This window comes from Flavobacterium sp. (assembly GCF_046296355.1).
In the GTDB taxonomy this organism is placed as follows: domain Bacteria; phylum Bacteroidota; class Bacteroidia; order Flavobacteriales; family Flavobacteriaceae; genus Flavobacterium.
On record NZ_JBKBLM010000019.1, the window covers coordinates 12,925 to 26,527 of the forward strand.

General features: G+C 36.9%; 14 protein-coding genes. 5 read left to right on the forward strand and 9 right to left on the reverse strand.

The genetic code is table 11. The annotated features are described in order from the left end of the window. The first annotated feature begins 1 nt into the window (after position 1). The 3 genes from ACK4HO_RS08730 (at position 2) to ACK4HO_RS08740 (ending at position 4,180) form a co-directional block, all read left to right on the forward strand. Complete coding sequence (locus ACK4HO_RS08730; RefSeq protein WP_409664945.1) at positions 2-1,861, forward strand: M14 family metallopeptidase; 1,860 nt, start codon at positions 2-4, stop codon at positions 1,859-1,861. A 104-nt stretch (positions 1,862-1,965) separates the two neighbouring features. Beyond that, on the forward strand, positions 1,966-3,273 hold the full coding sequence (locus ACK4HO_RS08735) for an amidohydrolase (protein ID WP_409664947.1): 1,308 nt from the start codon (positions 1,966-1,968) through the stop codon (positions 3,271-3,273). Positions 3,274-3,412: 139 nt separating this feature from the next. Beyond that, complete coding sequence (locus ACK4HO_RS08740) at positions 3,413-4,180, forward strand: sterol desaturase family protein (protein ID WP_409664949.1); 768 nt, start codon at positions 3,413-3,415, stop codon at positions 4,178-4,180. 22 nt (positions 4,181-4,202) lie between these two features. Here the strand turns inward: ACK4HO_RS08740 and ACK4HO_RS08745 are convergent, their stop codons facing one another. From ACK4HO_RS08745 to ACK4HO_RS08755, 3 genes are read right to left on the reverse strand one after another with little or no spacing between them, the layout of a single operon-like run. Further along, on the reverse strand, positions 4,203-4,967 hold the full coding sequence (locus ACK4HO_RS08745) for a TIGR02757 family protein (RefSeq protein ID WP_409664951.1): 765 nt from the start codon (positions 4,965-4,967) through the stop codon (positions 4,203-4,205). After that, complete coding sequence (locus ACK4HO_RS08750) at positions 4,960-6,660, reverse strand: LIC_10190 family membrane protein (RefSeq protein ID WP_409664952.1); 1,701 nt, start codon at positions 6,658-6,660, stop codon at positions 4,960-4,962. Before ACK4HO_RS08750 ends, ACK4HO_RS08745 begins: the two co-directional genes overlap by 8 nt. Before the next feature lie 4 nt (positions 6,661-6,664). Next, the gene (locus ACK4HO_RS08755) at positions 6,665-7,324 is read right to left on the reverse strand and encodes an ABC transporter ATP-binding protein (RefSeq protein ID WP_409664954.1); all 660 of its coding nucleotides are present in this window, start codon (positions 7,322-7,324) and stop codon (positions 6,665-6,667) included. A gap of 152 nt (positions 7,325-7,476) precedes the next feature. On the opposite strand from ACK4HO_RS08755, the gene folE reads away from it, so the two are divergent. Next, positions 7,477-8,148, forward strand: a complete 672-nt coding sequence (gene folE / locus ACK4HO_RS08760) for a GTP cyclohydrolase I FolE (protein ID WP_409664956.1) — start codon at positions 7,477-7,479, stop codon at positions 8,146-8,148. Positions 8,149-8,190: 42 nt separating this feature from the next. Here the strand turns inward: folE and ACK4HO_RS08765 are convergent, their stop codons facing one another. The 5 genes from ACK4HO_RS08765 to ACK4HO_RS08785 all read right to left on the reverse strand — a co-directional run bounded on the left by ACK4HO_RS08765 (position 8,191) and on the right by ACK4HO_RS08785 (position 12,432). Next, positions 8,191-8,511: a DUF6787 family protein gene (locus ACK4HO_RS08765; protein ID WP_409664958.1), complete on the reverse strand. Its 321-nt coding sequence runs from the start codon at positions 8,509-8,511 to the stop codon at positions 8,191-8,193. Between the two features lie 27 nt (positions 8,512-8,538). Then, positions 8,539-8,970: a DUF6146 family protein gene (locus ACK4HO_RS08770; protein ID WP_409664960.1), complete on the reverse strand. Its 432-nt coding sequence runs from the start codon at positions 8,968-8,970 to the stop codon at positions 8,539-8,541. Between the two features lie 111 nt (positions 8,971-9,081). Further along, positions 9,082-10,044, reverse strand: coding sequence for a D-2-hydroxyacid dehydrogenase (locus ACK4HO_RS08775; RefSeq protein WP_409664962.1), 963 nt, complete (start codon positions 10,042-10,044; stop codon positions 9,082-9,084). 95 nt (positions 10,045-10,139) lie between these two features. Beyond that, positions 10,140-11,240 carry a 3-phosphoserine/phosphohydroxythreonine transaminase gene (gene serC, locus ACK4HO_RS08780; RefSeq protein ID WP_409664964.1) on the reverse strand — a complete coding sequence of 367 codons (1,101 nt, stop codon included), beginning with the start codon at positions 11,238-11,240 and terminating at the stop codon, positions 10,140-10,142. Between the two features lie 133 nt (positions 11,241-11,373). Then, complete coding sequence (locus ACK4HO_RS08785; protein WP_409664966.1) at positions 11,374-12,432, reverse strand: acyl-CoA reductase; 1,059 nt, start codon at positions 12,430-12,432, stop codon at positions 11,374-11,376. Positions 12,433-12,494: 62 nt separating this feature from the next. Here ACK4HO_RS08785 and ACK4HO_RS08790 point away from each other — a divergent pair, with 62 nt between their 5' ends. After that, the gene (locus tag ACK4HO_RS08790; RefSeq protein WP_409664968.1) at positions 12,495-12,845 is read left to right on the forward strand and encodes a 4Fe-4S dicluster domain-containing protein; all 351 of its coding nucleotides are present in this window, start codon (positions 12,495-12,497) and stop codon (positions 12,843-12,845) included. A gap of 95 nt (positions 12,846-12,940) precedes the next feature. On the opposite strand, the gene ACK4HO_RS08795 is transcribed toward ACK4HO_RS08790, so the two are convergent. Continuing rightward, positions 12,941-13,480: a hypothetical protein gene (locus ACK4HO_RS08795; protein WP_409664970.1), complete on the reverse strand. Its 540-nt coding sequence runs from the start codon at positions 13,478-13,480 to the stop codon at positions 12,941-12,943. Between the last annotated feature and the right edge of the window lie 123 nt (positions 13,481-13,603).

A 13,603-nucleotide genomic window follows, 5' to 3' on the forward strand; every position in this document is an offset into this window, starting at 1 on the left:
TATGGGATTACGAGTTATCATTATTAGCGTTTTATTGGCACAACAAATTTCAGCACAATCCATACTGCCGCCCATTCAAGAATGGCATGGGAAAAGCGAATCCTTAATTGCAAAAGCCAATAATCCTTGGATAACACCAACAGAAAAAGCCGATTTTATAACCACACCAACTTATGATGAAACCATGAATTGGTTTAAAAAACTAGCCGATGCATCACCATTGCTAAATATGGTTTCTATTGGAAAAAGCGTCGAAGACAGAGACATTTATCTGATTATTGCTTCTTCTGAAAAAGAGGTTACTGCTACTGCATTAAAGCAATCCGATAAGCCATTGTTATTCGTTCAGGCAGGAATTCATTCGGGAGAAATTGATGGCAAAGATGCCGGAATGATGTTACTGCGCGATATTGCTTTTGGTAACAAAAAGGAACTCTTAACCCAAGTGAATTTTTTATTCATTCCGATTTTGAACGTTGACGGACATGAAAGAAGTTCGTCTTTTAACCGACCGAACCAACGCGGACCGCAAAATATGGGTTGGAGAACCAATGCCCAAAATTTGAATCTAAACCGTGATTACGCCAAGGTTGACACCAATGAAATACGTGCGGTAATTAATGTGATGAATGAATACAATCCGTTGCTTTATATGGATATTCATGTTACCGATGGCGCCGATTATCAATATGACATCACTTTTGGCGGATTGGGACGACAAGGTTATTCTAAAGGTATTTCTAATTGGTTAGCCACCAAATATAAAACTCATGCGGATAAAGATTTAGCCGACAGTGGACACATACCCGGACAATTATTATTTGCAGTCAATGACCGTGATTTTTCGCAAGGCAATATGTTGCTAGTGGGTGAACCACGATTCTCTGATGCTTATGGAGATTTGAGACACATGGCCTCTATTCTTGTCGAAAACCATTCTTTAAAACCATTTAAGCAAAGGGTTTTAGGAACGTATGTGTTGTTAGAAAGCACTTTGAAATTATTGGCCATCGAAGGAAAATCACTCCAAGAAATCACTTTATCGGACAAAGCCAAAAGAGAAGCAACGCTTCCCACAAGATGGAAAGTACCTGAAATGAAATCGGCTGCCACTTTTGAACACCAATCAAATGTTAAAGTCAAAGAGGATTCGGGAACAGTTCCGGATAGTTTAAAACTTTTAGGAATAGAATCAAGAATAGTCAAATCATCAGTGACCAATGCGGATTATGTTGAATGGACCGGCAAACCGATAACCATGACTATTCCCAATTATAAAGGTACAGAAGGCGTAGATTTTGTTTCTCGTCCGAAAGGCTATTTTTTGCCGCCAACTTGTACCGAAGTAATTGAGCGATTGAAACGCCACGGCATACAAATGGAAACCTTAAAACAATCTCGTGAAGTAACCGTAGAAATGTACCGAATTCAGGACGCAAAATTCCAAAATGATGGTGGCAACACTGTACCCTTTGAAGGACATATGCAAGTCAAAGGAAGACCAATTCCTGAAACCAGAAAACAAGTTTTTGCGGCAGGTTCGATTTATATTTCCACGGACCAACCTTTGGGTGATTTGGCAATAATGTTATTGGAACCAAAATCGCCCGATTCGTATTTGAGTTGGGGCTTTTTTCATCAAATTTTCCAACGTACAGAATACATCGAAGCATATGTTTTGGAACCAACCATGAAAAAAATGCTAGAGGAGTCACCCGAATTGCAAAAGGAGTTTGCCGAAAAGAAAAAAAACGATACCAATTTTGCGAACAATCCCAACGCCATTATGACATGGTTTTACAGCAAAACAAAATATTACGACGACCGTTATTTATTGTATCCGGTTGGGAGGGAAATATAAGTTCAGAAGATAAAAATGAAAATATAATCAGAGTTCTTTTGCTCATTATTCCATTGGTAACTAAAATCAAAATTAAACCGCTCATATAATTATAAAATTGTATTATGAAAAAAATTATTCTCATCAGCTTCTTATTTTGCTTCAAAGAAGCCACTGCGCAAAAAAGCAATTACAGCGAACTCATAGCCAAAAAAGCGGCTCAAATTGAGCAAAAAGTTATTGATTGGCGACACGATATTCACCAAAATCCCGAACTCGGAAACCGTGAAACCAGAACTGCAGCCTTAATTGCCAAACATTTACAATCATTAGGTATTGAAGTGAAAACGGAAGTTGCCGTAACCGGCGTTGTTGGCATTTTAAAAGGTGACAAACCCGGACCGGTGATAGCATTAAGAGCCGATATGGATGGCTTACCCGTAATAGAAAACAACAATTTACCATTTGCTTCAAAAGTAAAAACCACTTACAACGGAAAAGAAACCGGCGTAATGCACGCTTGCGGACATGACGGACACGTAGCCATACTGATGGGTGTAGCCGAAATCCTTTCCGGAATGAAAAAAGAGTTGCGCGGAACGGTGAAATTCATCTTCCAACCTGCAGAAGAAGGCGCACCGGTAGGGGAAGAAGGCGGAGCTGAACTCATGGTAAAAGAAGGTGTTTTGCAAAATCCAAATGTCGATGTCATTTTCGGATTGCACTTGAGCGCCGGAACTGAAGTCGGCAAAATCAATTATCATCCCGGAGGAACTATGGCTTCTTCTGCTGATGTGAAAATTACCGTAAAAGGCAAACCTTCGCATGGTGCTTATCCTTGGCAATCTGTTGACCCTATTGTCGTTTCGGCCCAAATCATTAATAGTTTGCAGACGATTGTGAGTAGGAATGTACAGTTAACCCACAATCCTGCAGTAGTCACTATTGGTTCAATTCATGGTGGTAATCGGCATAATATAATTTCGGAAGAAGTTGAAATGCTGGGAACCATCAGAACATTCAGTAAATCTGATGAAGAATTAGTATTTGAACGCATCAGACAAATTGTTACCAAAACGGCCGAAGCCGCAGGAGCAACCGCTGAAGTGAAATTACCTTATTCGTCTTATAATCCGGTGACTTTTAATGATGTTGCGCTGACAGAAGCCATGTTGCCATCCTTACAAAAAACAGCCGGAAAAGAAAACGTAAATTTAGTGCCTGCAGTAACCGGTGCTGAAGACTTTTCATTCTATCAAGAAAAAGTACCCGGTTTGTACTTCTTCGTGGGCGGTATGAAAAAAGGTCAAGATCCTGATACTGTCGGACCACATCATACACCGCAATTCCTTATAGAAGACAGCGCTTTTCTCACCGGAATGAATGCTTTGTGCAACCTGGTTTTTGATTATATAGCATTGAATAAAAAATAAGTAATAGTTAATCGCTAATGACTTTCAAACTTAAATGCAACTATGAAAAACAAAGTCAATCTAAAATCCACAGATAATAGCAGTTTGTAGCCAATTTTAAATTATAGTTTTTAATATAAATATCTAAAACATAAATAAGATGCTCGAAAAATTATCAAATCTCCCGACTCCATTTCAAGTGGTTAGTGATCCTGTATCACTCATTGTTATTGCCATCTTTCTTTGTTTGTTAATTGCAGAGGAACTATTTCCCGGTAGGTCTTTACCGCATGTCAAGTATTGGAAAGTTAAAGGTATTACGGTGTTTGTGATTTACTTTTTCCTTTCTTCTTATCTTCCGTTGATTTGGAATGATTATTTCGCAAAATACAAAATGATTGACTTGTCTTTTTTGGGGGATTTCAGCGGTGCTTTATTGGCCTTACTCATTTATGAACTTGGGATATACGTTTGGCATCGTTCCATGCACAAAAGCAATCTGTTATGGCGGGTATTCCATCAAATGCATCACAGTGCAGAAAGGGTTGATACTTATGGCACTTTCTTCTTTAGTCCCATGGATATGATAGGTTTTACTTTCCTTACAAGTCTGGCGATGGTATGGATTGGTTTTACGGCGCAAGCCACGATTTATGCCATTTATGGTGCGACATTCTTAGCGGTAATCCAACATACCAATATCAAAACGCCTCAATGGATGGGTTATATTTTCCAGCGTCCGGAATCGCATTCCGTTCACCACGAAAAAGGAGTTCATGCCTATAATTATTCCGATCTTCCTTTATTTGATATCCTATTTGGCACATTCCGTAACCCAAAAGACTTTGCTAATGAAACCGGATTTTATCCTGGTGCCTCTGCTAAAATTGGTAAAATGATGCTTTTTAAAGATATCAATAAAGAATAATAATCACTTTGGTTATTCAGCATTAAAACCCTTCAAAAACACCCAAGCCAAACAACGCAAAATCATATTTCACGGGATCGGTTTTGTCTAGTTTTCGTAGTGCTGTGTCTAATTCTAATAAAGCTTTACCGTCATTTTGTTTTCGGGTGAGCAATCCCAGTTTTCGGGCAACATTCCCGGAATGAACATCCAATGGACAAGATAATGATGAGGTTGGAATATTTTTCCAAAGGCCAAAATCAACACCGTTATTATCTTTTCGAACCATCCAACGCAAATACATGTTGATGCGTTTTGCTGCCGAACCTTGAATAGGGTCAGAAATGTGTTTGGTCGTTCGTGGCAAATGGGCTACTTCAAAGAAATGGTTTTTAAAAGCCGAAATCGCGGGTTGCATAGATAATTCTTGTTGGTTATTGGTAAAGAAGGTTTCCAATCCAGCATGATTTTGATAGAGATTTTGCAATGCCAGAATAAAAGTCTTGAAATCTGTACTGTTGAAAGTACGGTGCACAAAAGATTCCAAATTGTCTAAATGATATTCGTTATGGTTCATCACAAAATCATAAGGAGAATTGCCCATCAAATCCATCATGCGTTTGGCATTGTTGATGATCATCTTGCGGTTACCCCAAGCAATAGTTGCTGTAAGAAAACCTGAAATTTCAATGTCTTCTTTCAATGAAAACTGGTGCGGAATCTGAATAGGGTCGCTTTCGATAAAATTAGGATTGTTGTACAACGCGACTTTTTCATCCAGAAATTCTTTGAGTTCAGCTTTAGTCATTGGCTTTCGTTTTTTTGGTATAAAAACCTTCGCTTAAAGTTTTCCCTCGCAATTGGGGAATGACCTGAAAATAGGTTTCAAAATATTCCAATTGTTCTTTATTTACACAAGGCAAAGTTCCATTTCCGGTTATCCAAAATAATTCAGTATTGATAGGCGAGTAGTAATTGAGATTTCTTTTTGAAACTTTATTAAAATCGAGTTCTTCTTTAGTATTTGGTTTTGGATGAATGACATTTTCCAATTGAAATGTACTGTTTTCAGCTAATAATTTGTTCTGTGTCAAAGCACTGAAAGACATTGGCACAAAAACCAAAACAGCAACTAACAGCAGACTCAAACTAAGTAAACCCGAGATAAGTTTCTTTTTAGTGACTAAAATCGAGAGGAAAATAAGCCCGAAGAAAATCGTGAAATAGACATAAAAACGATATTGTGGCGAACTCATAGCGAGTAATATCAATAAGGCAATAAAAACAAAATAAACATCTCGAATCTTTTGTTTTGGATAATATTTTGAAATTAGGAAAGGTGAAATTAGCAACAAGGATACAGTTGTCAATCCAATAATACTGTCAATCCCGTTGTGCAAAAAATATTGATTGAGGAAGTCTAAAAACGAAGCATTTTCAAAAGACCCAAAACCCATATAAAACGAATGCATCATTTCTCCTCCAAAGAAATAATTTATGATTTCTAATGGCACTAAATAATCAGCTCCTGAATAGGGTAAAACGGTCAACGGATAAAATGGATAACCGGTCAGTATTATGTTTTTTATGGCAAAAAGAAACAATACCAATCCACCCAAAAGCCGAATTGGAATGAGTTGGCTTCTTAATAAAGCAATATGTTTTATAAAAAGAAAAAGCGGAAAAATCAATAGCACTACAGTCGTGATTTTGATGTAAACCGCAAAGAGCACCAAAACTGTTAAGAGGTTAAACTTTTCTAAAGCATCCTCTTTTTGAGAATCCAAATAAATTGAAAACACTATAAATCCGATAAGATAAACCGGCAAATCAGGTGATGGAGCGCTTATAAATTGGAACAGAAAAACGTAAGCCAAAGGCAATAAACCAAAAACCAAATCCAAACGTTTCCCCTGTATAAAATAGGAGTGAAGCTTTTGAAACGCCCAAAAGTTAAAAAGCAAAAATACATACCCATTCAAATCATTAAAGCCATCGTAGAGGAATGAAAACGAGTAAACACTTTGTGTGATGTGCCAACCGCTGGTTTGTCCGAGAAACAAGTGTAAATTCGCCAAACCGGGTACAAATCCGTATTCGTTCAACCATTTCATAGTTTGAATATAATAAGTTTCATTGTCAACTATAAAAGGCAAAGTTGCGCTTTGGGCCAAAATTAAAACACTACTGAAACTTAAAAGCACTTTTACCAATACTGAAAAATCTGAAAGCTGTGTTCTTGTGCTTTTGAAAATCCCTTTTAAATAGGCTTTAAAATAAAACCCAAGAACCATTGAAGTTATCAGTAGAAAAATGTGAAACCCCATATTTATCGGGCCAAATATTGCCCAAGCACTGGCCAAAAGTGTAACGCAGAACAAACCAAAAATCCCTGTAATTACAATAGGGAAAGATTTGATTCGAAAAAGTTTTGAAAAACCTATTCCAAAAGTGATGGAAGTGAAGAAAATATACAGCCAACTAAGTAGAATAAGCACCATGATATCAAACTATTAAGCCGTCTTTCATGACTAATTTTCTATCGGCCATATTGGCTAACTCTTCGTTGTGGGTAACAATGACAAAGGTTTGTCCAAATTCTTCTCTTAGTTTAAAAAATAATTGGTGCAAATTTTCAGCCGAAGCGGTGTCCAAATTCCCGGAAGGTTCATCGGCGAAAATTACCGCAGGTTTGTTTATCAAAGCACGGGCAACTGCTACACGTTGTTGCTCACCGCCCGAAAGTTCGTTGGGTTTGTGATGACTTCTTTCTGACAAGCCTAAATAATCCAGTAAACGTTTGGCTTCGACTTCAGTTTCCTTCTTTTCTTTGCCTGCGATATAAGCCGGAATACAAACGTTTTCCAAAGCGGTGAATTCCGGTAACAATTGGTGGAATTGAAAGATAAAACCCAAATGCAAATTTCTAAATTTAGATAAAGCTTTGTCATTCATTATCAAGATTTTTTCACCATTTATCTCAAGTGAAGTGTCATTTAATTTTGACGCATTGTCAAGCGTTCCGAGTATTTGCAACAATGTAGTTTTTCCGGCACCGGACGCACCAACAATCGAAACAATTTCTCCTTTCTTTATATGCAAATAAACACCTTTTAAAACGTGTAAACTATCGTAGTATTTGTGAATGTTTTTGGCAATAATCATCAATCGAATTTTTCACAAAGTAACAAAGTATTTTCTTTTAATGGTTGATATCAATTTTTTTTATGCGTGAATAAATTATAAAGTTATGTTAACTTATTTATTTTGTTTAATTATTACCTACATTTGTTAAACAAAAAAAATAATTAATTCTTATGAACACACCCATTGAAAAAGAATTATTTGAACTGATAGGTGACAATCATCAAATGACTTCTGCAGAAACACCGTTGCGTCCCGACGCATTTATCAAAACAGATAAGCAAAAGATGGACAACATCGAAAAACATTTTCATAGTATTATGGAGGAAATGGGTTTGGATATGACCGATGACAGTTTGAAAGGAACGCCACATCGAGTAGCGAAAATGTTTATCCAAGAGATATTTTCGGGATTAAATCCTGCCAACAAACCAAAAATTTCGGTTTTTGATAATTCTTATCATTACGATAAAATGTTGGTAGAAGCCGACATTAGTTTTAATTCCACTTGTGAACACCATTTTTTACCCATCATAGGAAAGGCACACATTGGTTACGTTTCCAGCGGAAAAGTAATTGGTTTATCCAAATTGAACCGTATAGTCGATTATTATGCTCGCAGACCACAAGTGCAAGAGCGTTTGATTATGCAGATTTTTAACGAATTGAAAACTGTCCTAGAAACGGATGATGTGATTGTAGTTATGGAAGCCAAGCATTTGTGTGTTTCCAGTCGTGGTATTCAAGATGAGAGCAGTTACACTTCAACCATTCAATATGGTGGAATATTTAAGGACAAAGAAAACAGAAACGATTTCTTTAACCTCATTAATAAAGAAAAGTAGAATGTAAATTGAGTATTTTGGTAAAAAGTCCTGAGTGTTAATTTACTCGGGGCTTTTTTTATTGGGAATCAAAAAACCCAATCCCATACTTTTGAGCATCTTCTTTTCAAAAGCCCAAAAGAAAGTAAACTGCCCGAAAATAAATCCGAAACTAACCAATAAAACCTGGTAAATAGGGAAGATGAGGATGATGTATAAAGGATAATAAATCCAATTCGAAACATCGCCTTTTACAATACCGAACAATTCTAAAACCGGTTTGGAAAGATAAGCCGAAGTAGAACCAGTAACCGCAAAAACGACCAAAATAACAAAGACTTGCCAATTTGATTTGATGTTCCAACGCTCTTTAAAACTTGCCATAGGATGATTTTCTACAAAGATAAGAGATTATTGTCTTGGAACAAATCCGGCCAACTGTTGGTTATAACGGTTTTGAAAGTAAATGAAATAATTGTAAATCAAATAGTTGACTTCATATCCGTAGCGAATATTAGGTTCGTAATTGATTTGCATTTCATATAAATTCGGACTGTACTGCATTGGCAACATCGCTCTGCGATTCCATTCTGCTACATACATTCGATTTTTTATTTCAAAATAACTTTCGGCATAATAACCTCTCGGTCTGGCTCTTCCGGCAAGCCATGAACTAAAACCGGGATCAATAATAATCACTTCATATTCCAAACTGTCATTGGCAATTTTTACCGTATCCGAAACTTTGGCAATACTATTATTATCCGCATCAGCTATCGTCTTAGAACTGTTACAGCCTATAATAACCAATAGTAGAAACCCAATTGACACTAAAGTTTTCATCGCTCCAATTTTTCATAAAATTACACAAAACGACTCAAACATTATACTGTCAATATGTTAAAATAAAAAAGCCACACTTTGCAGTATGGCACAAATTGTATTTCTAAAGGTTTAAACTTTCTCGGCTTTCAGCAAACTAATAATTTGCTCCGCTAATTCGGTTCCGATTCTATCTTGTGCTTCTAAAGTCGCTGCGCCAATATGAGGCGTCAACGAAATTTTAGTATGCATTAAGATTTGGATTTCCGGAGTCGGTTCGTTTTCAAAAACGTCTAAACCGGCAAATAATACTTTATCATTATCCAAAGCTGCTATCAAAGCCACTTCATCAATCACACCGCCACGAGCGCAGTTTACAATCCCAACGCCATCTTTCATCAATTCAAATTCTCCTTTGCCAATCACATAACCGTCTTGCGCCGGAACGTGAAGTGTAATAAAATCAGAATGTTTAATCACATCTTCCAAAGGCTCGGTTTCAAATTCCACATTGATAAACTGACCATTATAAAAATCGACTTTTACTTCGGCTTTGTCCACAAATTTATCGGCAGCAATCACTTTCATCCCAAGACCTAAAGCCATTTTGGCGACAGCCTGACCAATTCGGCCAAAACCAATAATCCCCAAAGTTTTACCACGCAATTCGATACCGTTAGCATAAGCTTTTTTCAAACCGTCAAAGTTGGTATCTCCTTCCAAAGGCATATTTCTGTTGGCATCATGTAAAAATCTAACGCCTGTAAATAAGTGCGCAAAAACCAATTCGGCCACGCTCTCCGAAGAAGAAGCCGGCGTATTAATCACATGAATTCCTTTACTGCGAGCATAATCCACATCAATATTGTCCATTCCAACGCCACCGCGACCAATGATTTTCAATCCCGGACAAGCGTCAATAATGTCTTTTCTAACTTTAGTCGCACTGCGAACCAAAACCACCGAAATGTTATGGGCATTCACATAATTGGCAACTTGCTCTTGTGCTACTTTGGTTGTAATCACTTCAAAACCACCTTTTTCTAAAGCTAGAATTCCGCTTTTTGAAATTCCGTCGTTGGCTAATACTTTCATTCTTTGTTTTAAGTTATATGTTGTAAGTTGTATGTTTTTTTAGGAGCTTAATCCGGCTTTCCGCGCTACACGGTAGCTCGCTCCAATCCGGGCAATTATTCTGCTAACTGCGACTGCGACTGAACACTGAAAACTACCTCAAGTTCCTTCATCACATCGACTAAAACTTGTACGCTTTCCAAAGGCAACGCATTGTACATTGAAGCTCTATAGCCACCAACAGAGCGATGACCGGGTAATCCCGAAATTCCGGCTGCTTTCCACATTTTGTCAAACGTTTCCTGATGCTCCGGATTGACCAATAGGAAAGTGGCATTCATAAAACTTCGGTCAGCAGGATTAGCTGTTCCAATGAACAACGGATTTCTGTCGATTTCGCTGTAAAGCAAATTGGCTTTGACTTCGTTGATTTTTTCAATGGCAGCGATGCCGCCTTGGTTTTTTAACCATTGTAAAGTCAACAAACAAGTGTAAACCGCAAAAACTGAGGGTGTATTGTACATGCTTTCGGCCTTAATGTGTTTTTCATAATCCAAAATACTCGGAATTGTTCTGCCTGATTTCCCAAGGATTTCTTCTTTCACCACAACTAGTGTTGCTCCGGCAGCACCCATATTTTTCTGAGCTCCGGCATAAATTAAGTCGAATTGAGAGAAGTCTAAACTGCGCGAAAATATATCCGAACTCATATCACAAACCACAGGAATATCGGTTTTTGGAAAGGATTTTATTTGTGTTCCAAAAATAGTATTGTTACTAGTGCAGTGGAAATAACTCGCATCAGCAGGAATCGTATAGTCAGTTGGAATATGATTGTAATTTTGTTCTTTAGAAGAAGCTACCACAACGGTTTCACCAAACAATTTGGCTTCTTTAATCGCGTTGTTTGCCCAAGTTCCGGTATCTAAATAAGCGGCTTTGCCATCAACTTTCATTAAGTTGTAAGGAACCATTAGGAACTCTAAACTCGCGCCACCTTGTAAAAATAAAGCTTGGTAACCTTTGCCTTCCAAACCCAGAAGTTCCAAAACCAAAGCTCTTACTTCGTCCATAACCGCCACGAAATCTTTGCTTCGGTGTGACATTTCCAATATGGACAAGCCCGAGTTGTTGAAATTTAAAACTGCTTGAGCAGATTTTTCAAAAACTTCTTGCGGAAGTATACATGGTCCGGCGCTGTAATTGTGTTTTTTCATGGTGGTTTTCAAAAAAAATTAAAGTGCAAATTTCGGAAATAGGCCTAAAATAAGCCGTTAGAATTCTGCAATAATAAGCCGATGTTATTAACGAAAACGTTTTAGTTTATAACATTTATTGGGAATCTTTCAATCAGATTTTCAATAAAAAATCCAAAGTATCAACATTATCCGCATAATCCCAAAGTTCAGGCTGTTGGGTTTTACCAAAAGGTATACTGTTTTCAATAACACTTTTAGAGACAATGCATTGAATTTGCTCCGCATCGGTTTCCAATTGTTTTTTAATATCTGCTATATTTTCATAGTATTCATAAAACACCGAAGAAATAGGCGAGGCGTAGCTGATATCTTCTTTCAAAGTTAAAAACTCGTTATCCAATAACTTAAAGTTACTCATTAAGAAAACAGCTTTGTTGTAGTCGTAATTGTTAGAATATTTTTCGTAGAAAATTACGTCTTTGTATTCATAAATCGCTTGAAAGAACGGTTGGAAATCGTAACCTTTCGGGACAAATAATTTGGAAACATTTCGGCAACCTAATCCGAAGTAGCGAAAAATATCTTTACCCAATTTCATTAAATCATCCTGACTTTCATTCCCGGTCAAAACCGCTACAGAGTTTCTGTTTTTGCGAATGATGCTCGGTTTGTCTTTAAAATAGAATTCGAAATAACGAGCGGTATTGTTGCTTCCGGTGGCAATTACGGAATCAAATTTCTCCAGCTTGCCATCAGTAAAGGTGATATAGTTTTCAATTTCGGGATTGACAGCAATTAAATATTTAGCCAAAAACTTGATCAGATGTTGGTCATTCGAAGAAGTCTTTATCAAAACTTTATGCCCTGAAATTAATACGGAAAGAAAATCGTGAAAACCTACCAACGGAATATTTCCGGCGAGAATTAAACCGACGGTTTTAGGCTGTACTTTTGAGAAATCGTAATTTGATACCCATTGGTTCAAATTCTCTTCTTGCAAAGCTTTAGCCCAAGATTGCACCGAATGATAAACTTGCTCCGGTGTAAACCAACCGTTGTGTGATTGCGACAAATGAATCAAATCGACAAAGCTTTCGAAGAACAAGTCATTGTGATGAACCGTCTCATTTTTACTGTTTTGTTCCAAAGAGAATTGGCTTAAAAACTTTCCTAATTCAACAAAACATTTTTTTTTCTCGATTTGTAACATCAGTAGCTTGTTTATGAATGGTTTTGATTGTAATTTTGCGCAAAATTAATTAAAAATTAGCTATGGCAATCATAATAACAGACGAATGTATCAACTGTGGTGCATGTGAACCCGAATGTCCAAATACTGCTATTTACGAAGGTGCTGACGATTGGCGTTATAAAGACGGAACCAAGTTAAGAGGAAAAGTAATTTTACCTGATGGAACCGAAGTCGATTCAGACGCTGCCCAAACACCAATATCAGATGATATTTATTATATAGTACCCGGAAAATGTACGGAATGTAAAGGTTTTCACGAAGAGCCACAATGTGCTGCGGTTTGTCCTGTAGACTGTTGTATTCCCGATGATAATCACGTAGAAAGCGAAGAAACGTTACTCAACAGACAATCGTTTTTACATAACGAATAATCATTTTAAACCTCAAGCAATTGAGGTTTTTTTATGCTTAAAAACAAAAACCCGAACACAAGTGCTCGGGCTTTTTCAACAAAACATGAAATATATTAAGGCTTCACAACAATAAATTTTTCAAGGACTACTGTGTCTGTTTTTTCGTCATAAGTCTCTAAGACAAGATTTCCTTCTGCATCAAAATAACCAACAGAGAGTTTGTCCTTGTTTTTATAAATATAATTATTATTGGAAGTTCTTCTTAAAACGGCGCGTTCCTGATTGTCCGGAAAGGCCATTGTATAACCGCTTTTGTCAATAGCTACTTGGTATTTTTGACCGTTGTAAGTATAATAAGCTGATCGGTCTACATCTACAAACTGGGTCACTCCATCTACAGCTACCTGAGTTTTTTTGGTCACATCGACTTCTTGGTCAGATTTCATCGGAATATTTAAAGTGTTGGCTTTTGCTTCTTCTAATTTAATTTTTTGTACTTCTTTAGTTTCCTCAGTTTTTACAATTTTTTTCTCACCTTTAGAATCCTTGATGGTCTTAGTGGTGGTTTTAACTTCAGATTTTACATTCGTATTTTGAGCCTGACTGCCAATGGTAAACAGCAAAGTAAAGATGCTTAAGAGTAGAACTTTCATAACGAATAAGTTTAATGGTTAATACATTACAAATCTATTCCTAAATCGAGACGCTTATGTTATACTATTTTTACTAATTGTTATAAGATGCACATAAAAAAAAAGTCCCGAGTGAAAACTCAG